Source organism: Streptomyces sp. NPDC005898, from assembly GCF_040629635.1.
Classification (GTDB): domain Bacteria; phylum Actinomycetota; class Actinomycetes; order Streptomycetales; family Streptomycetaceae; genus Streptomyces.
On sequence record NZ_JBEXWC010000003.1, the window covers coordinates 349,989 to 371,315 of the forward strand.

The window sequence follows — 21,327 nt, forward strand, 5'->3', positions numbered from 1 at the left end:
GCTCCCCGACGGGCCGCCGGCGACGGCCGCTCCCGAGGGGATGGCCGGTCGGCTCACCGGTCTCGTCGCGACCCTGCGCTCCCACGGCCTGCGCATCGGCACGGGTGAGACCGTCGACGCGGCGGCCGCCCTGGAAGCGCTCGGTCTCGCCGACCGCGAACGCGTCCGGGAGGGCCTGGCCGCCGCGCTGCTCCACCAGGAGGGCCAGCGGGCCGTCTTCGATCCCGTCTTCGACCTCTACTTCCCGCTGGGTGTGGGCGCGCCCGACGGCACGAGCGGTCAAGGCGGGGGCGGCGAGCCCGACCGGGAAGCACTGCGCGAACGTCTGGTCGCCGCCCTCGCCGCGAACGACCAGGCCCTGCTCGCCCGATTGGCGGCGGAGGCGGTGGACGGCTTCGGCGGCTACGGCTCGGGCGGCGCGGGGCAGGGCTCGGACGGCTGGTCCGCCCACCAGACGCTCGGCCGACTGCGGCCGGAAACGCTCCTCGCCCGCGTTCTGGCCGCCCTGCGGGCGCGCCCAGACGGCGGGCCCGGCGAGGAGACCTCCGGGGAGGCCGCGTTCACGGACCGTTTGGAGGCCGACGAGATCCGGCGCCGCATCGAAGGGTTCCGCGAGCGCGTGCGGACCGAGGCCCGTCGGCGGGTCGCCGAGCGGCGCGGCACGCGGGAGATCGCGCTCCGTGCCGTGGCGACCACCGCCGACCGGGTCGACTTCCTGCTCGCGGGCCGCGCCCAGCTGGACGAGCTGCGCCGGACCGTGCATCCGCTGGCCCGCAGGCTCGCGACCCGCCTGGCCGCCCGCCGCCGGCTCGCCGCGCACGGCACCATCGACCTGCGGCGCACGCTGCGCGGCTCCCTGTCGACCGGCGGGGTGCCGATGCGGCCGGTGCTGCGCCGGCGCCGTCCCGCCCGCCCCGAGCTGGTGCTGCTGTGCGATGTGTCCGGTTCGGTGGCGGGGTTCGCGAACTTCACGATGCTGCTGGTGCAGGCGCTGCACGACCAGTTCAGCAAGGTGCGCGTGTTCGCCTTCGTCAACCGCGTCGACGAGGTGACGGGACTGCTCACGCACGGCTCGGCCGATCCGGCGGGGCTCGGCGCCCGCATCCTCGGCGAGGCGACGGTGACGGGGTGGCACGGCAGCAGCGACTACGGCACGTCCCTGGGCGAGTTCGCGGAGCGCCACCTCGACGCGGTCGGCCCACGCTCCACCGTCTTCGTCCTCGGGGACGCCCGGACGAACATGAGCGACCCGAATCTTCCGGCGCTGCGGCGCATCGCCGAGCGGGCCCGCCAGGTGTACTGGCTCAACCCCGAGCAGCGCTCCCAGTGGTCGACGGGCGACTCGGCGGCGTACGCGTACGCCCAGCTGGTCGAGATGCACGAGTGCCGCAACGCCCGGCAGCTCGGCGCGCTCATCGCACGCCTGCTGCCGGTGTGACGCACGGCCGGACCGTCGCCCAAGCACACCCTGCTGGCCCCGGAGCCCGACGCTGCTGAACCTCCGCTCAGCGGGCGGCCCGGCCCCCGCTCAGGAGCCGTCCGGCTCGGCGGTCAGTTCTTGCGCGATCGTCTTGTCCAAGGCAGCCCGGACGAGTGCCGCCGCCAGCGCCGCCGGGTCCGCGTCGCCCGCGAGGCGCACGAGTTCCTTCGGGTCGTCGGGCAGGCCGAGGCGCCGCGCCCCCTGCAAGGCCTTCTCCCCCAGGCGGGGCGCCAGATCCGGCCACACGCGCTGCACCTCCCGCAGGAAGATGTCCGAACCCGTGGGGCCGAGGCCGGGCACCTCCTGGAGCAGCCCGCGCAGCGCCCTGTCGTCGTCGCCCGCCGCCTCCCGCAGCCGGCGCAGATCACCCCCGTACTCCCGTTCGACCAGCTCGGCGCCGTCCCCGAGCTGGGTGGAGGTGCGCTCGTCGTACCGGCGGTAGCCGCCGCGGCCCAGCGCGTCGACCCGCTGCTGCCAGGACGCCCCGGCCATGCGCCGCGGATCGCGCAGCCCGGCGGCGAAGAGTTCCCTGGCGGCGCCGACGGCGGCGGCGCCGCGGATGCGGGCGCTGAGCAGCACGGACAGGACGAGCAGCTGGTACAGCGGTTGCGGGGTGTCCCGCAGCCGGATGCCGGCGTCCTCGGCGTAGGTGCGGCCGTGGGCGTCGAGCAGGGCGCGGACGACGGCCTGGTCCCGCCTGCGTCGGTCGGCCATGGTTCTCCTCCCGGTCGGTTCCTCCCTGCTCATCATGGCCGGTTTTCCGCTTTTCATGGCCGACGTGTGCGGGTCGGCACCTCGGGTACACACCCCCTTCGACCCCAAGAAAGGATCTTTTCGTGGCTGTGAGCCGTAAGAACGTGTTCGTGATCGGTCTGGACGAAGCGAATGTGCCCACGCTGAACGCCATCCCGCACGCGGGTGACTGCACGTTCCATCCGCTGCTGACGATCGAGGAGCTGCAGGGCGGTGAGGTGTCCGTCCCCGACCTCCTGGAGAAGGCGCAGAAGGTGCTGGACGCCTTCGACGGCAGCATCGACGCGATCGTCGGTTACTGGGACTTCCCGGTGAGCACGCTCGTGGCGATGCTCGGCGACCGCTACGGCACCCGCAGCACCAGCCTGGAGTCGGTCGTCAAGTGCGAGCACAAGTACTGGAGCCGCCTGGAGCAGCAGAAGGTGATCGACGAGCATCCGCGCTTCGGGCGGGTCGACCTGACGGCGAAGACGCCGCGGCCGCCCGAGGGCGTGCGCTTCCCGATGTGGCTCAAGCCGGCGCTGTCGTACTCCTCGAAGCTGGCCTACGGCGTGAAGGACGAGGAGGAGTTCGACGCGGCCGTGGCGAGGATCAAGGAGGGCATCGGCACGGTCGGCCGTCCCTTCGAATACATCCTCGACCAGATCGAGCTGCCCGAGGAGATGGCGGGGATCGGCGCCCAGGTCTGTCTCGCCGAGGAGGCGCTGTCGGGGATCCAGGTCGCGGTGGAAGGGTACGTCCGCCACGGTGAGGTCACCGTCTACGGCGTGCTCGACTCCATCAACTACCCCGACTCCTCGTGCTTCCTGCGCCATCAGTACCCCTCCACCCTGCCGGAGCCCGTGGTGCGGCGCCTGCACGACGTGTCCGAGCGGGTGATGCGCCAGATAGGCATGGACGACGCGACCTTCAGCATCGAGTACTTCTACGACCCGTCGAACGACGAGCTGAACCTGCTGGAGATCAACCCCCGGCACTCGCAGGCGCACGCGGAACTGTTCGAGTACGTCGACGGCGTCGCCAACCACCACAGCATGGTCAGCCTCGCCTTCGACGAGGACCCGGCGCTGCCGCACCGCGAGGGCCCCTGCGCGACCTCCGCCAAGTGGTACTACCGGTGGTTCGCCGACGGTGTGGTGCACGACGTGCCGTCGCGCGAGGAGATCGACCGCATCGAGCGGGAGATCGGGAACGTGCGGATCGAGGTGCTGGTCGAGGAGGGGCAGCGGCTCTCCGACGCCGGTCACCAGGACAGCTACAGCTACGAGCTGGCGCACTTCTCCATCGGCGGTGACGACGAGGAGGACCTGCGGCGCAAGTACGACCGGTGCGTGGCCGCGCTCGGGCTCACCTTCGACGGCACCGAGCCCGGCGGCCGCGACGTGACCAACGACTGAAGCACGCGAGCGGGCACCCCGCCCCTGGACCCCGATTCCGCCTGCCCGGCGGAGGAACCGACCGAGAGGATGGCACGGCCCCATGCGTCACGTGGGCAATCTCCCGTACGCGACCAAAGAGGAAGAGCATGTCGTCGTCCCGATGTCCGACGGCACCCGGCTGTCGGCGCGGATCTGGCGCCCGACCTGCTCGGACGAGACTCCGGTACCCGCCGTCCTGGAGTACATCCCGTACCGCAAGCGCGATCTGAGCTCCGTGCGCGACTCGATCCACCACCCCTACATCGCGGGGCACGGCTACGCGTGCGTGCGCGTCGACGTGCGCGGCACGGGTGACTCCGAGGGCGTGCTGCGCGACGAGTACCTGGAGCTGGAGCAGGCCGACGCCGAGGAGGTGCTCGCCTGGCTGGCCGAGCAGCCCTGGTGCGACGGGACGACCGGCATGATGGGCATCTCCTGGGGGGCGTTCGCCGCGCTCCAGGTCGCCGCCCGCCGGCCGCCGAGCCTGAAGGCCATCGTCATCTCATCGTTCACGGACGACCGGTACGCCGACGACATGCACTACATGGGCGGCGCGATGCTGTCGGACAACCTCGCCGAGGCGGGCACGATGTTCGCCTACGGCACCTGTCCGCCGGACCCGGCCGTGGTCGGCGACCGCTGGCGCGAGATGTGGCACGAGCGCATGGAGGGCACCCGGCCCTGGGTCCTGGAGTGGCTGCGCCACCAGCGCCGCGACGCGTACTGGAAGCACGCCTCGGTCTGCGAGGACTACCAGGACGTACGCTGTCCCGTCCTCGCCTCCAGCGGCTGGGCGGACGGCTACTCCAACGCCGTGACGCGGCTGCTCGGCAACCTGGACGTGCCGCGCAAGGGCCTCATCGGCCCCTGGTCGCACAAGTATCCGCACCTGGGTGAGCCCGGCCCCGCCATCGGCTACCTCCAGGAGGTGGTGCGCTGGTGGGACCACTGGCTCAAGGGCGAGGACAACGGCGTCATGGAGGGCCCGATGCTGCGGGCCTGGATGCAGGACAGTGTGCCGCCCTCCACCTCCTACGAGGAGCGGCCCGGCCGCTGGGTCGGCGAGCCCCGCTGGCCCTCGCCGCACATCGAGGAAGTCGCCCGCCCCCTGCTGCGCCACCGCATCGCCTGGCAGGGCGAACCGGTGGTGGAGCCGGACGCCGCAGGTGAGGCGATGACGGTGCAGTCCCCGCTGTCGGTGGGCCAGTTCGCGGGCAAGTGGGCGTCCTACAACGCTCCGCCGGACCTGCCCTACGACCAGCGCGAGGAGGACGGCGGCTCGCTGGTCTTCGACTCGCCCGAGCTGACCGAGGCGGTGGAGATCCTCGGCTCGCCCGCCGTCGACCTGGACCTGTCGGTCAGCGAGCCGGTGGCCATGGTCGCCGCCCGCATCTCCGACGTCGCCCCCGACGGGCGGGCCACCCGGGTGACGTACGGCGTGCTCAACCTGACCCGCAGGGACGGCACGGGCGAGCCCGAGCCCCTGGAACCGGGCCGCCGCTACCGCGCGACCCTCCAGCTCAACGGCGTGGCCCAGTCCTTCCCGCCCGGGCACCGCATCCGGCTCTCGCTGTCCACCTCGTACTGGCCGCTCGCCTGGCCGGCCCCCCGACCGGTGCTGCTCAGCGTGTACGAGGGTTCCAGCGCGCTGCGGCTGCCGGTGCGGCCGGTCGCGGAGCCGGACAACGCGCCGCAGCGTCCCTTCGAGGAGCCCGAGGGGGCGGAGCCGCTGTCCGCCACCCGTCTCTCGCCGCCGGACCAGCGCTGGGAGGTCCGGCGCGACCTGGTCAACTACGACTCGGCGCTGGAGATCGTCAAGGACCGCGGGACGGTGCGGTACGACGACATCGGCCTGGACGTGGGCTGCCGCGCGTTCGAGCGGTACACGTCCACCGGGGAGGACTTCACCTCGGTGTCCGGCGAGTCGGCCTGGACGATGCGCTTCACGCGGGACGACTGGGACGTGAGCGTGCGCACCCGCACGGTGCTGCGGTGCGACGAGGGCCGCTTCTTCGTCGACGCGACGCTCGACGGCTACGAGGGCGAGCGCCGCGTCTTCTCCCGGACGTGGAACGAGACGCTGCCACGCGACTGGCTCTGAGCCCACAAGCGCGTCGTGTCCGCTGTGCGTAGCCTGTGGGCAAGATCCCCGCCGGGTTGACCCGGCGGGGAGGGGGGAACCCGTACCACCCACGATCACCCCCGAGACCAGGGAGCCACCATGGCCGACGCACCTCGCACCGGGCCACTGCCGGGCCGGCCCGAGTCGTACTGGATGGACACCAGCGACCCGACGTCGTACCCACCGCTGGCGCAGGACATCGAGGTGGACGTCGCCGTGGTCGGCGGCGGCATCGCGGGGCTCAGCACGGCCTGGGAGCTGGCCCGCGAGGGGCGTACGGTCGCCGTCCTGGAAGCCGACCGCATCGCCGCCGGGGTGACCGGCTACACCACGGCCAAGCTGTCCTCGCTGCACACCCTGGTGTACGACCGGCTGCGCCGGACCCGCGGGCCCGAGGCCGCCCGGCTGTACGCGCGCTCCCAGCAGGAGGCGGTGGAGCACGTGGCGGCCGTCGGCGCCGAACTCGGCATCGACTGCCAGCTGGAGCGCGCGCCCGCCTACACGTACACCACCCGCCCGGACGGCACGGACGAGCTGCGCGCGGAGGCCGAGGCGGCGCGGGAGGCCGGGCTGCCCGCCCAGTACACGGAGGTCACCGGCCTGCCCTTCGCGGTGGCGGGCGCGGTGCGCGTCGACGACCAGGCGCAGTTCCATCCCCGCGCCTATCTGCTGGCGCTGGCCGAGGACCTGCGGACGCGGGGCGGCGTCATCCACGAGCGGACCCGCGTGACCGGTCTGCGCGAGGGCTCTCCGTGCAAGGTGACGGCCGAGTCCGGGCACACGGTCACGGCGAAGGACGTCGTCGTCGCCACCCACTACCCGGTCTTCGACCGCGCTCTGCTCTTCGCCCGGCTCTCGGCCAACCGGGAACTCGTCGTCGCCGCTCCCCTGGCCCCCGGACAGGATCCGGGCGGCATGTACATCACGCAGGAGGGGGGCAAGCGCTCGGTGCGCACCGCGCCGTACGGCGACGACGGCGGGCGGCTCCTCATCGTCACGGGTGAGGGCTTCACCCCGGGCACGGGCGACGCCGCCGCCGGCTTCCGGAGGCTGGACGCGTGGATGCGGGAGCGTTTCGACGTGGCGGAGACGGCCTACCGCTGGGCGGCCCAGGACAACTCCGTGACCGACGGCGTGCCCATGGTCGGCCCCTTCCACCCCGGGGCCCGTCACACGTACGTGGCCACGGGCTTCGGCGGCTGGGGCATGAGCGGCGGCGTGATGGCCGGCAGCCTGCTGGCCCGCCTCGTCCGCGGGGAGAAGTCCCCCTGGGCCGACCTCTACGACCCGCGCCGGCTGCTCAAGACCGTACGGGAGGCGCCCGCGCTGCTGGGCCAGCAGGCGGAGGTGGCCAAGCACTTCGTCGGGGACCGGCTGCGCACCCACGTCGACTCGGTGGACGAGATCCCCGCGGGCTCCGGGGCGGTGGTCCGGGTCGAGGGGCGCCGCTGCGCCGTGCACCGCGACGAGAGCGGCGCACTCCACGCCGTCTCCGCCCGCTGCACCCACCTGGGCTGCCTGGTCTCCTTCAACGCGGCGGAGACCACCTGGGAGTGCCCCTGCCACGGCTCCCGCTTCGCCACGGACGGCACGGTCCTCCAGGGCCCGGCGACGCGCCCCCTGGAACCCAGGGAGCTGCCCGAGGCGTGAGCGCCCGCACGGGACGCCCTGACAGAAGTGCTCGGCCAGGCCTGGCGCCCACGTCACCACGTCCCCTGGGCCGGGCCTCGCGGTGGCGGAAAGCGATTGACGCCGTGGTGTCGTTCGGGGAGCATTCCGGCCCGTGACGACCGACACCGCGATGGACCGGCCCGGCCGCGGGCAAGGCTCCTCGGCGCGCGGGGACCGCCCGCTCGCCCTGATCACCGGTGTGGGCCGCACGGTCGGTATCGGCGCGGGCATCGCCCGCCGGCTGGCCGCCTCGGGCTGGGACATCGCCTTCACCTACTGGACCCCCTACGACGACCGCATGAGCTGGGGCAGCGAGCCCGGCGCGCGGGAGACGATCAGCCGCTCCCTCGCCGAACTCGGCGCCGCCACCACCGCGATCGAAGCGGATCTCGCCGACCCGGACGCCCCGGCCCGCGTCTTCGACGCGGTCGAGAAGGCAAGGGGCGGGGTCACCGCGCTGGTGATGAGTCACTGCGAATCCGTCGACTCGGGGCTGCTCGACACCACGGTCGAGAGCTTCGACCGCCACTTCGCCGTCAACGCCCGCGCCACCTGGCTGCTCATTCGCGAGTTCGGACGCCGCTTCACCGCGGAACGGGGCACCGGCCGGATCATCGGCCTCACCAGTGACCACACCGTCGGCAACCTGCCCTACGGGGCCAGCAAAGGCGCCCTGGACCGCATCACCCTGGCCGCCGCCCACGAACTCGGCCACCTCGGCGTGACCGCCAACGTGATCAACCCCGGGCCGGTCGACACCGGCTGGATGCCCGACGAGGTCCGCGAGCACTGCGTCCGCCGCACCCCGCTCGGCAGGCACGGTACTCCCCAGGACACCGCGCATCTCGTGGACTTCCTCTGCTCCCCGCAGGGCGAGTGGGTCAACGGCCAGCTGCTGATGAGCAACGGCGGCCTCACGTAGGAAGGCCTGCTTTCCCCTTCTGCTCCCCCGCCCCCTCTCGTAACGTCGGCACCGTTTGTTATGGCCATGCCGAAGAAGAGGGTGCTCATGCGCAGACGCCTGCTTCATCTGGTTCTCGCCCCGCTCGCGGGCGTCGTCCTGCTGGCGGCCGGGCAGGCGGGCGCGGCGCCGCCCGGTCCCGGTGATGTCTACCGCCCCGTCCGCGGGCCGGCCGCACCGGCCGAGTACCGGTACCTGCAAAAGACCGTGCCGGGCGAGTCGATCCCCCGCCACGCCCACGAGAACGCCGCCGCGCAGGCGCGTCGGCTGCCCACCACCGGCGGGCGGTGGAAGGCGCTCGGGCCCACCAACATCGGCGGCCGCATCGTGTCGCTCGCGCTCGACCCGAAGCGGGCGGACACGGTGTACGCGGCCGCCGCGAGCGGCGGGATCTGGCGCAGCACGGACGCGGGCCGGACGTTCCGCTCCGCGTGGCCCGACGGCCTCACGCAGGCCATGGGCGCGGTCGCCACCGGCCCGGACGGCGCCCTGTACGCGGGCACCGGCGAGCCCAACCCGGGCGGCGGCAGCATCACGTACGAAGGAACGGGGCTCTACCGCAGCGCGGACGGGGGCCGGCACTGGCGGCGGATCGGTCTGCGCGACTCCGGGGCCATCAGCGCCATCACGGTGGACCCGCGGAACCCGCGCCGCATCCACGTGGCCGCCGCGGGCTCGCTCTACAACGGCGGTGGCGACCGCGGTGTCTACCGGTCGGAGAACGGCGGCAAGACCTGGCGGCGGATCCTGTCGGGCGCCAACGAGTTCACCGGCGCGACCGAGATCGTCGTGCGGGGCAAGCGGCTGTACGCCGTGCTGTGGGACCACCGCCGCACGCCCGCACTGCGCACGTACGGCGGCGTGGGCTCGGGGATCTTCCGCAGCGACGACGACGGCAGGAGCTGGCGGCGCCTCGGCGGCGGACTGCCCCCGCAGGGCCCGGACGTGGGGCGGATCGGTCTCGCGGTCGCGGGCGACAAGGCGTACGCCATCGTCAACCGGACCAGTGGGCCCTTCGAGGGCTTCTACGCCTCCGCCGACGGCGGCGACACCTGGCGGCGCACCCCCGCCGACCAGAAGCTGACGGACTCGCAGTCGACGTTCGGCTGGTGGTTCGGCAAGGTGTGGGCCGACCCGAGGGACGCGGACCATGTGCAGGTCGCGGGCGTGCCGCTGCTGGCGACGAAGGACGGCGGCGCCACCTGGAGCGCCGACGACACCGGCATCCACGCCGACCAGCACGCAATGGTGTGGGACCCACGCAGGCCGGGCCGCGTCTATCTCGGCAACGACGGCGGCGTCTACCGCTCCGACGCGAACGGCGACGGCGGCTGGGTGAAGGCACGGCACGAGCCGTACACCCAGCTCTACAGCGCGGCCATCACCCCGCAGGACACCGGCCGGCTCTCCGGCGGCGCCCAGGACAACGGCTCGCTGCGCTCCTGGGGCGGGCCCCGCTTCAACGAGTACCTCGGCGGTGACGGCGAGGAGAACCTGATCGACCCGACCGACGCGGACCACGTCTTCGCCTGCTACCAGTACGGCAACTGCTTCCGCTCCACGGACGGCGGCGACACCCTCGCCTACTTCGCGGACCGCACGACGTTCAAGCGGCGCAACTGGTTCACGCCCGTCGTCCTCGACCCCGAGGACCCGAAGGTCCTCTACTACGGCTCCGAGGTGCTCAACCGCTCCACGGACGGCGGCGAGACCTGGCGGCCCATCAGCCCCGACCTGTCCGGCGGCCCGGGGCCCGACCCGCTCTACGCCAACTACGGCACGATCACCTCGGTCGCGCCCGCGGGGGACGGCCGTACGGTCTACGCGGGCACCGACGACGGCCGCGTGTGGGTGACCGAGGATCTGGGCGCGCACTGGACGAAGCGGGCCGAGGGCCGCTCCTGGGTGACCCGCGTGGTCGTCGACCCGCGCGACCCCGAGCGCGTGTACACCACCCATTCCGCCTATCGCTCCGGGTCCCACAAGGCGCATGTGTACGCCAGTTCCGACGGTGGACGGCACTGGAAGGACCTGTCGGGCAATCTGCCGGACGCGCCCGTGAACGACCTCGTCCTCGGGCACGGCGGGCGGCTGCACGTCGGCACCGACCAGGGCGTGTTCACGTCCCGCTCCGGCGGTCCGACGTGGTCGCGGCTGGGCCGGGGCATGCCCGCGGTGCCCGTCGACGACATCGAGTACGACGCCGGGCACCGCCGCCTGGTGGCCGCCACGTTCGGCCGGGGTTTCTACGAGCTGACGACCCGCTGACGGCGGCTCCCGGGTGCCTCGTGGTGGATCGGCGTCCGGGAGCCGGTCAGCGGCAGGCCGGTGCCGCCCTGCCGGGTCGCGACGATCTCCGCGGCGATCGACAGGGCGGTCTCCTCGGGGGTGCGGGCGCCGAGGTCGAGGCCGATCGGCGAGTGGAGCGCGGCCAGTTCCTCCTCGGTGACGCCGACCTCGCGGAGCCTGCGCCGGCGGTCCTCGTGCGTGCGGCGCGAGCCCATCGCGCCGACGAACGCGACGGGCAGCCGCAGCGCCGCCGCGAGCAGCGGCACGTCGAACTTGGCGTCGTGGGTGAGCACGCACAGGACCGTGCGGTCGTCCGTCGCCGTGCGGTCGAGATAGCGGTGCGGCCACTCGACCACGATGTCGTCCGCCTCGGGGAAGCGGTCCCGCGTGGCGAAGACGGGGCGGGCGTCGCACACCGTGACGTGGTAGCCGAGGAACTTCCCGGCGCGCACCAGGGCCGCCGCGAAGTCGACGGCCCCGAACACGATCATGCGGGGCGGCGGCACGCTCGACTCGACCAGGAACGTCAGGTCGCTCTCGCAGCGCGCTCCGCTCCGCGAGAGGGCGAAATCGCCGGTGCGGCCCGCCGCGAGGAGGGCACGGCTCTCCCCCGCCACCGTGCGGTCCAGCTCCGGATGGGCGCCGAGGCTTCCCTCGTACGTCCCGTCGGCGCGCACCAGGAGCGGCCTGCCGAGCAGGTCGGCGGGGCCCCGGGTGATCCGTGCCAGGGCCGCGCCCGCCCCCTCGGCGGCGGCCGAAAGGGCGGCGGCGAGGACCGCCCTGTCCGACGCGTCGGCGGCCACCGGGGTGACCAGCACCTCGATGACGCCGCCGCAGGTCAGGCCGACCGCGAAGGCGTCCTCGTCGCTGTAGCCGAACCGCTCGACCGTCGCCCTGCCCTCCTGGAGGGCCTGGACGCACAGGTCGTACACGGCGCCTTCGACGCAGCCGCCGGAGACCGAGCCGATGACCGTCCCCTCGCCGTCGACGGCGAGGGCGGCGCCGGGGCCGCGCGGTGCGCTGCCGCCGACGCCGACGACGGTGGCGACCGCGAAGTCCCGGCCTTCTTGGACCCATTGGTGCAGGTCAGCGGCGATGTCAAGCACTGCTGACGCCCGCCCGGCTCGCCGGGTCCTCGATGACCCGGTCGGGGCGGATCGGCAGGTGGCGGTGGCGGACGCCCGTGGCGTGCCAGACCGCGTTGGCGATCGCCGCCGCGCAGCCCACGATGCCGATCTCTCCGATGCCCTTGATCCCGAGGGGGTCGTCGGGGTCCGGGTCGTCCACCCAGTCCGCCTCGATGGGCGGCACGTCGGCGTGCGCCGCGATGTGGTAGCCCGCGAGGTCGGCGCCGACGGGGGCGCCCGAGGCGCGGTCCCTGACGGCCTCCTCGTGCAGCGCCATGGACAGGCCCCAGGTCATGCCGCCGATCAACTGGCTGCGGGCGGTCAGCGGGTTGATGATCCGTCCGACGGCGAAGATGCCGAGCAGCCGCCGTACGCGTACCTCGCCGGTGGCGACGTCGACGGCGATCTCGGCGAACTGCGCGCCGAAGGAGTGGCGTTCCTTCTCGCTGAGCGCGCCGATGGCGGCCCCGGTGTCGGAGCGCGCGGTGATGCCGTCCGCCGGGATGTCACCGCCGGGGACCAGTTTCTCCCGCAGTTCGCGCGCGGCGAGGGTGATGGCCCAGCCCCAGGAGCGGGTGCCCATCGAACCGCCCGCGATCATCGCGGGCCCGAAGTCGCTGTCGGCGATGTGGAGACGGACGCGTTCCGGCGCGACCCCCAGCGCGTCCGCGGCGATCATGGTGAGCGCGGTCCGCGCGCCGGTGCCGATGTCCGCGGCGGTGATGCGCACGGCGAAGGTGCCGTCGGGCCGCGCCGTCACGGCGGCCGTGGCCGGGCCCACCAGTACCGGGAAGGTCGCGGCGGCCGTGCCGGTGCCGAGCAGCCAGCGCCCTTCACGGCGCACGCGGGGCCGCGGGTCGCGCTCCGCCCAGCCGAACCTGCGGGCGCCCTCGGTGAAGCAGGCCGTGAGGTTGCGGCTGCTGAACGGCAGCCCGGAGACGGGGCCCGCCTCCGGTTCGTTGCGGGCGCGCAGCGCGATGGGGTCCATGCCGCACTTCTCGGCCAGTTCGTCGAGCGCGCACTCCAGCGCGAACGACCCCGGGGCCTCGCCGGGAGCCCGCATCCAGGTGGGCGTCGGCACGTCCAGGGGCACGACGCGGTGGACGGTGTGGTGCGCGTCGGCGGCGTACATGGGGCGGGCGAAGCCGGCGCTGGGCTCGACGAATTCGTGGATGGTCGAGGTGAGGTTCTGCCCCTGGTGGTCCAGGGCGCGCAGCCGTCCGTCGGATTCGGCGCCCAGCCGGACGCGTTGCACGGTGGGACTGCGGTAGCCGACGACGGAGAACATCTGGCGGCGGGTCAGCACGACGCGCACGGGGCGGCCGAGCTCGGTCGCCGCCATCACGGCGGCGACCTGGTGGACGCGCAGGCCCTTGGAGCCGAAGGCCCCGCCGACGTGCTCGGAGCGCACCCGCACCGAGGCCGGGTCGAGCGAGAACAGCTTCGCCAGCTCGTCGGCGACCCAGGCGCTGCCCTGGTTGGAGTCGACGACGTCGAGACGGCCGCCGTCCCAGCGCGCGGTGGCCGCGTGCGGTTCCATCATGCTGTGGTGCTCTTCGGGCGTGGTGTACTCGGCGTCCACGACGTGGGCGGAAGCCCGCAACTCGGCTTCCAGGTCGCCTTTCGCCGTCCGTGTGCCGTCGGTGTCCGGCGTGTAGGTGCCGGGGCGTCCGGCGAAGAACGCGATGTCGTGGGCCTCTTGGTCGTACCGCACCACGAGCGCCTCCGCGGCCTCCCTCGCCTGCTCGGGCGTCTCGGCGACGACGAGGGCCACCGGCCAGCCCGCGAAGGGCACCCGGTCGTGCTGGAAGAGCCCGACGGTGGGGTCGGGGCGCCCGAGGAGCCCCTCGTAACGGGTGTCCACACGCGGGGCGTTGCCGTGGTGCAGGACGGTCAGTACGCCGGGCATCGCGAGGACGGGCGCGGTGTCCACGGAGGTAACACGGCCGCGGGTGACAGTGGACAGCACCAGCCAGCCGTGGGCCAGGCCGGCGAAGGGGATCTCGCCCGCGTAGCGCGCGGCGCCGGTGACCTTGTCCACGCCCTCGACGCGGGTGCGCGGGGCGCCGACGGATCCCGTCACCGCGGTGGGTCCGGTCGTCGTGGTCATCGGTTGGCCTCCTCGGTGAGTTCGCTCAGCAGGGCCACGACGAGGTTGCGCATGAGCGTCACCTTGTACGCGTTGTCGGGCAGGGGCCGGGCCGCGGCCAGTTCGGCGTCCGCGGCGGCGGCGAAGGCCTCGGCGCTCGCCGGGCCCCCGGTCAGCGCCCGCTCGGCCTCGTGGGCACGCCACGGCCGGGACGCGACGGCCCCGAAGGCCAGGCGCGCCTCGCGCACGACACCGTCGCGCACGTCCAGGGCCGCGGCCACGGAGCCGATGGCGAAGGCGTACGAAGCGCGCTCGCGCACCTTGCGGTAACGGGAGCGGGCTGCGACCGGGGCCGGGGGCAGCGTGACGCCGGTGATCAGCGCGCCGGGTGGCAGGGCGGTCTCCAGGTGCGGGGTGTCGCCCACCGGGAGGTAGAACTCCGCAAGCGGCAGCCGGCCCGGTCCTTCGGCGCTCTCGTAGGTGACGGCGGCGTCGAACGCGGCGAGCGCGACTGCCATGTCGGAGGGGTGGGTGGCCACGCAGTGGTCGGTGGCGCCGAGAATCGCGTGGTTGCGGTGTTCGCCCTGGAGGGCGGCGCAGCCGCTGCCGGGCCGGCGTTTGTTGCAGGGCGTGTGCGGATCGGTGAAGTACGCGCACCGGGTGCGCTGGAGCAGATTTCCGCCGACGGTCGCCATGTTGCGCAGCTGCCCGGAGGCGCCGGCGAGGACGGCCTGGGCCAGCGCGGGGTAGCGGCGCCGTACGTCGGGGTGGGCGGCGAGGTCGCTGTTGGTGACGGTCGCCCCGATGCGCAGCCCGCCGCCGTCGGTGGACTCGATGCCGTCCAGGGGCAGTTCGCGCACGTCGACGAGGAGCGCCGGGCGCTCGACGCCGGTCTTCATCAGGTCGACGAGGTTGGTGCCGCCGCCGAGGTAGCGCGCCTCGGGGTCGGCGCCGCGTAAGGCGAGCGCACTGGACACGTCGTGCGCCCGTTGGTAGCGGAAGTCCCTCATACCGCCTCCTCCTCGGTGTGCGCCGCCCGCGCGACCGCCCGCACGATGGACACGTACGCGCCGCAGCGGCAGAGGTTGCCGCTCATCCGCTCGCGGATCTCCTCCGCGGTCAGTTCGGGGACGCCGGCCTCGGGCCGTAGGTCGGCGGTGACGGCGCTCGGCCAGCCCGCCGCGTGCTCCTCGATCACGCCGAGGGCGGAGCAGATCTGCCCGGGGGTGCAGTAGCCGCACTGGAGGCCGTCGAGGTCGAGAAAAGCCTGCTGCACGGGGTGCAGCCGGTCGCCGTCGGCGACGCCCTCGATGGTGGTGATCTCGCGTCCCTCGGCGGCGACCGCGAGTTGCAGGCAGGACAGGGCGCGGCGGCCGTCCATCAGCACGGTGCAGGCGCCGCACTGGCCTTGGTCGCAGCCCTTCTTGGTGCCGGTGAGGTCGAGCCGCTCACGCAACGCGTCGAGCAGGGTGGTGCGGTGGTCGACGGTCAGCGTGTGCTTCTCGCCGTTGACGTGGAGGGTGAGAGCACTGGACGTCGGTGGAGCCATGAGCGGCCTTCTTTCGCGAATCGCGTCGAACGAGGCGGTCCCGGCCACGAGCCGGGAGTCAGGCGCTGGATCAGGAGAAGGTGAGGGAGGGCGGTGGGGGCGCCTCTGCGGGAGAGAGCGGCCCGGGCGAGCGCGCGGCGAGGGCGGTCCGGGAGAGCGGACTGTCCCCGCGCGGACGCGTGCGGCGCTATGGTGACCGTAAGCGGACAGTTGTCCATTAGCTTTCGAACTTAGTGGACAGCTGTCCGCTTAGCAAGACCGAATCGGGCCGTGGGGCGCGGGAGGAGAGCGAGTGGGGCAGCACAAGGACGCACCCTTGCGCTCGGACGCGCAGCGCAACCGCGAGCGCATCCTGGAAGTGGCCCTGGCGGAGCTGACCCGGGCGAGCGACGCGCCGCTGAGCGTGATCGCGCGGAAGGCGGGCGTCGGGCAGGGCACGTTCTACCGCAATTTCCCCAACCGCGAGGCCCTCGTCCTCGAGGTCTACCGCTACGAGGTGCAGCAGGTCTCCGACGCGGCCTGCCAGTTGCTGCACACCCGCCCGCCCGACCAGGCCCTGCGGGAGTGGATGGACCGCCTCGTCCGGTACGCCATGGCCAAGGCGGGACTCGCGGATGCCATACGCCGGGCGACCAGCGCGCTCGGTTCGCTGGCCGGGGTGGGCCCCGGGCCGCTGACCCGGGCCGTGACGCTCCTCCTCCAGGCGAACGAGGAGGCGGGCACCATCCGCCCCGGGGTGACGCCCGACGACTTCCTGCTGGCCATCGCCGGGCTGTGGCAGATCGACCCGCACGGCGACTGGCAGGCGCGGGCGGGGCGCCTGATGGACCTGGTCATGGACGGGTTGCGGGCCGGCGCCCCGGGACGCTGAGTGGCCGCCTTCGGGCGGGGGGGGCGGCCGCCTACGGACGTGAGGTGGCCACCTACGGATGCCGGGCGGTCACCTTCGGGCGCCGGGCGGTCAGCTCCGGGCGCCGGCGATCATTTCCCCGTGCCGAGCAGCGCGAGCAGGTGCGCCGCCCCGTCGCGCAGGGAGGCGGGGGCGGTCGCACAGGTCTTCAGCCGGGTCGCCGTGGCGGTGAGGGACTCCGCGGTGCGGGCGGAGGCGACGCCGGCGACGCGCGGCACGAGGTCCGCGACCAGCGTCTCCGCCTCGCGCCAGTCGCCGGCCGCCGCGAGCGCCGCGAGCAGTTCCGCGCCGAACAGGTCGCGGTAGGAGGGGCCGCCGGGGGCGGTGGCCGCCCGGTGCAGGAGGGGCAGGGCCCGGTCCCAGCGCCGCAGCCGGGCCAGGACCCAGCCCTGATGGCCGAGCAGTTCGGTCTCGTCGAACCACCACGCCCAGGGCGGGTCGTGGCGGCAGGCTCCATCCAGGAAGCGGCTCCCGGCCCGGGAGACCAGCCTCGCGGCCGCACGGTCGCCGCCGAGCAGGGCGACGGCGTGGGCGCGGCGGATCAGGACGAGGGCGGCGACCCTGGCCGGGAGGGGCCGGGGGCCCGGCACCCGGGCGGTGGTCGCGAGGGCGGCGCGGGGGCGGCCGACGTGGGTCTGGAGCATCGCGTGGTTCAGGAGCACGAGGCGGGCCGTCCAGCGGTCGCCGCACAGTTCCGCGAGCGCCAGCGCCCGCCCGTTCGCCCGGTGGGCGCGGCGGTGCTGCCCGGCGTCGAAGAGGATCCAGCCGATCACCTCGGACAACTCCGCGAGCGCGGCGAGCAGTTCGCCGTCCAGGTGCCGCAGCCTCTCAGGCTCGACGGACAGTTCCGGCACGCCCCGTGCGGCCGTGCGCAGCGCGGGCACCGCGGCCCGCGGGCCGTGCTCGGCATCGAGTGCGAGCAGGTGTCGGCACGCGCGCATGACCGTGGGGACCGAGGATGCCTCCTGGTCGCCGCCCCGCCCCTCCATGGCCGTCCCCTCCCCTTGCGTCTCTATTCCGCATGCTCCCATCGGATTTCCGATGGGAGGTATTTATTTCCGCATTGGATAGTTATGTCCGATGGGTCTACCGTCGAGACATCGCCGTACTGACGATCTGAGCACGGAACGTCAGAACCACCAACCCCGGAGGTCTCCCCCATGTCGAAGATCCTTTTCGTTGTCACCGGCGCCGACCACTGGACCCTGGCCGACGGCAGCACGCACCCGACCGGCTTCTGGGCCGAGGAGGCCGTCGCCCCCTACCAGGTGTTCAAGGCGGCGGGCCACGAGATCGTCGTCGCCACCCCGGGCGCGGTGGTCCCCACCGTCGACCAGGGCTCCCTCGCCCCCGAGGTCAACGGCGGACAGGAGGGCGCCGACAAGGTCGCCGCCGCGCTCGCCGACTTCCCCGAGCTCCAGCGGCCGGTGGAGCTGGCCGACGTGGACCTCGCCGAGTACGCCGCCGTCTTCTACCCCGGCGGCCACGGCCCCATGGAGGACCTCGCCGTCGACGCCGACTCGGGCAAGCTCCTCACGCTGGCCCTGGAGATCGGCATGCCCCTGGGTGTGGTCTGCCACGCCCCGGCCGCCCTGCTCGCCGCCACCAAGGCCGACGGCACCAACCCCTTCGCGGGATACCGCCTCACCGGCTTCACCAACGCCGAGGAGCGGCAGGCGGGCTTCGCCGAGCGGGCGAAGTGGCTGCTCCAGGACCGTCTCGTCGCCCTCGGCGCCGACTTCCAGGAGGGCGAGCCCTGGGCCCCGAAGGTGGTCGTCGACCGCAACCTCGTCACGGGCCAGAACCCCGCCTCCTCCGCCCCGCTGGCGGAGGAACTCCTGAAGAAGCTGGCCTGACCCATGGCCACCGACCGGCTCGACGAGGTCCTCGACGCCGCCTACGACTGCCTCAAGCGGTACGGCGCGCGACGCACCACGATGGACGACATCGCCGCCGCCATGGGCGTGTCCCGGTCCGCGGTCTACCAGTACGTACGCAACAAGGACGACGCCTTCCGCCGGCTCGCAGGGCGCCTCCACGAACAGGCGCTCCTGCGGGCCCGGCAGGCGGCCGGGGCGGACGCCCCCTACGCGGAGCGGCTGCACGGCGTACTGGCCGCCAAGCTCGATCTCGTGCTCCAGCTGGCCGGGGACTCCCCGCACGCCACAGAGCTGCTCGACGGCAAGGCCCGGCTGTTCGGCGAGATCTGCACGACGTTCGGCTCCGACCTGCGCGACCTGCTGACCGCGCTGTTCACCGAGGCGGGCACCGCCCCGGGCGTCGAGCCGGCCGAGGCCGCCGACATCTGCGTCGCCCTGGTCGTCGGCCTCGAGCCGATGCCCCGGGCCCGGGAGCTGCTGGCCCCGGCGACCGCCGCTCTCGCGACGGGCCTGCTCGGCGCTCCCCCCACCCCCGGCACCCACCCTCTTCCCCCCACTGATCGAGGAACATCCTGATGACCACCAGCGTCACGCCCCACACCCCCACCGAAGCCGCCACGCTCACCGAGGAAGACATCGCGGCCCTCGTGACCCGGCTGCGCGCCACCTTCGCCACCGGCCGCACCCGGCCCCTCGCCTGGCGCGAGGAGCAGCTGACCCGGCTGCGCGCGCTGTTCACCGAGAACCGCGAGGCCATCGCCGACGCGCTGTACAGCGATCTGCGCAAGCCCCGCCCCGAGGCGAACGGTGCCGAGATCGACCTGCCCGTACAGGAGATCGACCACACGCTGGCCCACCTGGCCCAGTGGCTCGCCCCGCGCCACCTCGACCCGAAGGCGCTCGCCGGACTCCCCGAGGGATCGACGGCGGGGACGCAGTACGAGCCGCTGGGCACCGTCCTGGTCATCGCGCCGTGGAACTACCCGGTCCAGCTCTCGCTGGTGCCGGTCGCGGGCGCCCTCGCCGCGGGCAACGCCGTCATACTCAAGCCGAGCGAGCTGGCCCCGGCGACATCGGCGCTGATGGCCCGCCTGGTGCCGCGGTACCTGGACCCGGAGGCGGTCGCCGTCGTCGAGGGCGGCGTTCCGGAGACCACGGCGCTGCTCGCCCAGCGCTTCGACCACATCTTCTACACCGGCAACGGCACGGTGGGCCGCATCGTGATGCGCGCCGCCGCCGAACACCTCACCCCGGTCACGCTCGAACTGGGCGGCAAGTCACCGGTGTTCGTCGACCGGGACGCGGACGTCACCACCGTCGCCAGGCGCCTGGCGGACGCCAAGTTCCGCAACGCCGGGCAGACCTGCGTCGCCCCGGACTACGTCCTGACCGACCCGGCCACCGCCCGCGCCCTCGAAGTCGCCCTCGCCGAGGCGGTGGAGGGCATGTTCGGTCCCGACCCGCAGGCCAGTGAGGCGTACGGCCGCATGGTCAACGAGCGGCACTTCGACCGGGTGTCCGCGCTGCTCGGCTCCGGCACCACGGTGTTCGGCGGGCGGACCGACCGCGACGACCTCTACATCGCGCCGACCGTCCTGGCCGCCGTGCGGGGGGACGACCCGGTCATGGGTGAGGAGATCTTCGGCCCCGTGCTGCCCCTCGTGGAGGTCGCCGACCTGGACGAGGCCATCGCCTTCATCAACGACCGGGACAAGCCGCTCGCCCTGTACGGCTTCACGGAGAACGAGACCACCCGGCGGCGGCTGGCCGCCGAGACCTCGTCCGGCGGCCTCGGCTTCGGGCTCCCGATGGCCCACCTGCGCGTACCCGAGCTGCCGTTCGGCGGCGTGGGCGAGAGCGGCATGGGCAGCTACCACGGCCCGCACTCGATCGCCGCGTTCAGCCACCGCCGCGCCCGTCTCGACGTGCCGCTCGGCCAGGCCTCGCCCCGCTGACCGGATGAGGGCGGCGACAGCGCCGTCCGCGACGAGGACAGCACGGGTGGCCCCGGGCGGCGCGAGCGCCCTGGGTCACCCGCCGCATCCGCACCCCCCGCACCCGCCGCCCCCGTCCCCGCAGGACGAAGAGCTTCCGTCGCACGACGAGTCGGTGTCGTGCGACGCGCCGCGGCCGGGCGCCGAGGCGCCGCAGCCCGCCACCGCGCCGCCCGCGGCCCAGCTCTCGCCCTCGCCCCGTCGCGGCGCGCTCCGCGCGTCCGTGCCGGGTTTTCGCTCGGGCCTGTTCCTGGCCTTCTCCGCGACGGCGATCACGGCCGCCACAAGCGCGGTCGCCGCGAGCCCCACGGCCCACATGTCCCCCATCACCCTCACCTCACCCCGTCGGTTCCCCCGCCGCCCGGGTCACCGGCCCGTAGCGGGCGGTCGCGGCGCTGGTCACGTGGGCCCAGTAGCGGTCGCCGTAGGACCAGTGCCACCACTCCGTGGGGTAGTTGACCAGGCCCGCCGTGACCAGCGCCGCGCTCAGCGTGCGGCGGTTGCGGCGGGCCGCGGCGCAGATGCGGTCGGCGTCGGTGTAGCACGCGCCGTCGCTCTCCTCGGGGCTGGCGTTCACCGGGGTGCCGAGGTCCAGTTCGGCCCCGTCGGTCGTGCACAGCGTCACGTCGACGGCGGCGCCCGCGACGTGCGGGCCCACCTCCGGCGGTGCCAGCGAGCGGCTCGTCTGCCGGTGCAGGTGCTCCGCCGACCAGTCGGGGTGGGCGTCTCTCAGCTCGGCGGCGTACTCGTCGAAGTACCTGATCTGTAGGTCGAGCGGGCGGTAGCCCTCGGTGACGAGCAGGCGCAGCCCCTCGGGGAGCAGCCGGGCGGCGCGGGCCAGGCGCCAGGCGACGCCCTCGCGCAGTTGGGCGTAGGCCCCGGCGGGGTCGGCGAGGCGCTCGTCGACGTCGACGAAGGGCAGCCGGCGCAGGTCGACGAGCGGTTCGCCGCATTCCTGGACCGGGATGCCGGTGACGCGCGGGTCGCTCATGAGGACGATCGGCGGCATGCTCGGCCCCTTCGTGGCAGGAGTGGCGGGCACAGCTCCGGGGGCGGGCCGTCGCCCGCCCCCGGAGTCCCCCGC

At 73.7% G+C, this 21,327-nt stretch carries 17 protein-coding genes; 10 read left to right on the forward strand and 7 right to left on the reverse strand.

Going from position 1 to position 21,327, the window contains the following annotated elements:
- The first annotated feature begins 40 nt into the window (after window positions 1-40).
- Window positions 41-1,438 carry a VWA domain-containing protein gene (locus ABZ385_RS06965; RefSeq protein ID WP_358910288.1) on the forward strand — a complete coding sequence of 466 codons (1,398 nt, stop codon included), beginning with the start codon at window positions 41-43 and terminating at the stop codon, window positions 1,436-1,438.
- A 90-nt stretch (window positions 1,439-1,528) separates the two neighbouring features.
- Here the strand turns inward: ABZ385_RS06965 and ABZ385_RS06970 are convergent, their stop codons facing one another.
- Window positions 1,529-2,194: an endonuclease gene (locus ABZ385_RS06970; protein WP_358910175.1), complete on the reverse strand. Its 666-nt coding sequence runs from the start codon at window positions 2,192-2,194 to the stop codon at window positions 1,529-1,531.
- A 122-nt stretch (window positions 2,195-2,316) separates the two neighbouring features.
- Here ABZ385_RS06970 and ABZ385_RS06975 point away from each other — a divergent pair, with 122 nt between their 5' ends.
- The 5 genes from ABZ385_RS06975 (at window position 2,317) to ABZ385_RS06995 (ending at window position 10,673) form a co-directional block, all read left to right on the forward strand.
- Window positions 2,317-3,630: an ATP-grasp domain-containing protein gene (locus ABZ385_RS06975; RefSeq protein WP_358697695.1), complete on the forward strand. Its 1,314-nt coding sequence runs from the start codon at window positions 2,317-2,319 to the stop codon at window positions 3,628-3,630.
- 82 nt (window positions 3,631-3,712) lie between these two features.
- Window positions 3,713-5,752, forward strand: a complete 2,040-nt coding sequence (locus ABZ385_RS06980; RefSeq protein WP_358910177.1) for a CocE/NonD family hydrolase — start codon at window positions 3,713-3,715, stop codon at window positions 5,750-5,752.
- Between the two features lie 120 nt (window positions 5,753-5,872).
- A complete protein-coding gene (locus tag ABZ385_RS06985; RefSeq protein ID WP_358910179.1) occupies window positions 5,873-7,423 on the forward strand; it encodes an FAD-dependent oxidoreductase in 1,551 nt (516 codons plus the stop codon).
- A gap of 151 nt (window positions 7,424-7,574) precedes the next feature.
- Window positions 7,575-8,366, forward strand: coding sequence for an SDR family oxidoreductase (locus ABZ385_RS06990; RefSeq protein WP_358910290.1), 792 nt, complete (start codon window positions 7,575-7,577; stop codon window positions 8,364-8,366).
- Window positions 8,367-8,432: 66 nt separating this feature from the next.
- Complete coding sequence (locus ABZ385_RS06995; protein ID WP_358910181.1) at window positions 8,433-10,673, forward strand: glycosyl hydrolase; 2,241 nt, start codon at window positions 8,433-8,435, stop codon at window positions 10,671-10,673.
- Here ABZ385_RS06995 and ABZ385_RS07000 read toward each other — a convergent pair.
- The 4 genes from ABZ385_RS07000 to ABZ385_RS07015 are packed head-to-tail and all read right to left on the reverse strand — an operon-like array spanning window position 10,652 to window position 15,459.
- The gene (locus ABZ385_RS07000; RefSeq protein ID WP_358910182.1) at window positions 10,652-11,800 is read right to left on the reverse strand and encodes an XdhC/CoxI family protein; all 1,149 of its coding nucleotides are present in this window, start codon (window positions 11,798-11,800) and stop codon (window positions 10,652-10,654) included. The two genes, ABZ385_RS06995 and ABZ385_RS07000, sit on opposite strands and share 22 nt — an antisense overlap.
- Entirely contained in the window at window positions 11,793-13,931 is a 2,139-nt protein-coding gene (locus ABZ385_RS07005; RefSeq protein WP_358910184.1) for a xanthine dehydrogenase family protein molybdopterin-binding subunit, read from the reverse strand. Before ABZ385_RS07005 ends, ABZ385_RS07000 begins: the two co-directional genes overlap by 8 nt.
- Entirely contained in the window at window positions 13,928-14,920 is a 993-nt protein-coding gene (locus ABZ385_RS07010; protein ID WP_358910186.1) for a xanthine dehydrogenase family protein subunit M, read from the reverse strand. Before ABZ385_RS07010 ends, ABZ385_RS07005 begins: the two co-directional genes overlap by 4 nt.
- Window positions 14,917-15,459 (reverse strand): 2Fe-2S iron-sulfur cluster-binding protein, encoded by a 543-nt coding sequence (locus ABZ385_RS07015; protein WP_358584161.1) that lies wholly within the window; start codon window positions 15,457-15,459, stop codon window positions 14,917-14,919. The genes ABZ385_RS07010 and ABZ385_RS07015 overlap by 4 nt, the downstream gene beginning before the upstream one ends.
- Window positions 15,460-15,751: 292 nt before the next feature.
- Between ABZ385_RS07015 and ABZ385_RS07020 the strand changes: the two genes are divergently transcribed.
- Complete coding sequence (locus ABZ385_RS07020) at window positions 15,752-16,330, forward strand: TetR/AcrR family transcriptional regulator (protein ID WP_358700238.1); 579 nt, start codon at window positions 15,752-15,754, stop codon at window positions 16,328-16,330.
- A 110-nt stretch (window positions 16,331-16,440) separates the two neighbouring features.
- On the opposite strand, the gene ABZ385_RS07025 is transcribed toward ABZ385_RS07020, so the two are convergent.
- Window positions 16,441-17,358: a DNA-binding protein gene (locus ABZ385_RS07025; protein WP_358910188.1), complete on the reverse strand. Its 918-nt coding sequence runs from the start codon at window positions 17,356-17,358 to the stop codon at window positions 16,441-16,443.
- A gap of 171 nt (window positions 17,359-17,529) precedes the next feature.
- Between ABZ385_RS07025 and ABZ385_RS07030 the strand changes: the two genes are divergently transcribed.
- The 3 genes from ABZ385_RS07030 to ABZ385_RS07040 are packed head-to-tail and all read left to right on the forward strand — an operon-like array spanning window position 17,530 to window position 20,204.
- Window positions 17,530-18,225: a type 1 glutamine amidotransferase domain-containing protein gene (locus tag ABZ385_RS07030; protein WP_358910189.1), complete on the forward strand. Its 696-nt coding sequence runs from the start codon at window positions 17,530-17,532 to the stop codon at window positions 18,223-18,225.
- Window positions 18,226-18,228: 3 nt separating this feature from the next.
- Complete coding sequence (locus ABZ385_RS07035) at window positions 18,229-18,825, forward strand: helix-turn-helix domain-containing protein (RefSeq protein WP_358910191.1); 597 nt, start codon at window positions 18,229-18,231, stop codon at window positions 18,823-18,825.
- Window positions 18,825-20,204 carry an aldehyde dehydrogenase family protein gene (locus ABZ385_RS07040; protein WP_358910193.1) on the forward strand — a complete coding sequence of 460 codons (1,380 nt, stop codon included), beginning with the start codon at window positions 18,825-18,827 and terminating at the stop codon, window positions 20,202-20,204. Before ABZ385_RS07035 ends, ABZ385_RS07040 begins: the two co-directional genes overlap by 1 nt.
- A 376-nt stretch (window positions 20,205-20,580) precedes the next feature.
- Here ABZ385_RS07040 and ABZ385_RS07045 read toward each other — a convergent pair whose 3' ends face one another.
- Window positions 20,581-21,252 carry a M15 family metallopeptidase gene (locus ABZ385_RS07045; protein ID WP_358910195.1) on the reverse strand — a complete coding sequence of 224 codons (672 nt, stop codon included), beginning with the start codon at window positions 21,250-21,252 and terminating at the stop codon, window positions 20,581-20,583.
- Window positions 21,253-21,327 lie beyond the last annotated feature (75 nt).

Coding starts and splice junctions, on each gene's coding strand:
- ABZ385_RS06995 (WP_358910181.1), top strand. CDS start 8,433: ATGCCGAAGAAGAGGGTGCTCATGCGCAGACGCCTGCTTCATCTGGTT.
- ABZ385_RS07010 (WP_358910186.1), bottom strand. CDS start 14,920: ATGAGGGACTTCCGCTACCAACGGGCGCACGACGTGTCCAGTGCGCTC.
- ABZ385_RS07015 (WP_358584161.1), bottom strand. CDS start 15,459: ATGGCTCCACCGACGTCCAGTGCTCTCACCCTCCACGTCAACGGCGAG.
- ABZ385_RS06970 (WP_358910175.1), bottom strand. CDS start 2,194: ATGGCCGACCGACGCAGGCGGGACCAGGCCGTCGTCCGCGCCCTGCTC.
- ABZ385_RS06980 (WP_358910177.1), top strand. CDS start 3,713: ATGCGTCACGTGGGCAATCTCCCGTACGCGACCAAAGAGGAAGAGCAT.
- ABZ385_RS07045 (WP_358910195.1), bottom strand. CDS start 21,252: ATGCCGCCGATCGTCCTCATGAGCGACCCGCGCGTCACCGGCATCCCG.
- ABZ385_RS07005 (WP_358910184.1), bottom strand. CDS start 13,931: ATGACCACGACGACCGGACCCACCGCGGTGACGGGATCCGTCGGCGCC.
- ABZ385_RS06985 (WP_358910179.1), top strand. CDS start 5,873: ATGGCCGACGCACCTCGCACCGGGCCACTGCCGGGCCGGCCCGAGTCG.
- ABZ385_RS07025 (WP_358910188.1), bottom strand. CDS start 17,358: ATGGAGGGGCGGGGCGGCGACCAGGAGGCATCCTCGGTCCCCACGGTC.
- ABZ385_RS06990 (WP_358910290.1), top strand. CDS start 7,575: ATGGACCGGCCCGGCCGCGGGCAAGGCTCCTCGGCGCGCGGGGACCGC.
- ABZ385_RS06965 (WP_358910288.1), top strand. CDS start 41: ATGGCCGGTCGGCTCACCGGTCTCGTCGCGACCCTGCGCTCCCACGGC.
- ABZ385_RS07035 (WP_358910191.1), top strand. CDS start 18,229: ATGGCCACCGACCGGCTCGACGAGGTCCTCGACGCCGCCTACGACTGC.
- ABZ385_RS07040 (WP_358910193.1), top strand. CDS start 18,825: ATGACCACCAGCGTCACGCCCCACACCCCCACCGAAGCCGCCACGCTC.
- ABZ385_RS07030 (WP_358910189.1), top strand. CDS start 17,530: ATGTCGAAGATCCTTTTCGTTGTCACCGGCGCCGACCACTGGACCCTG.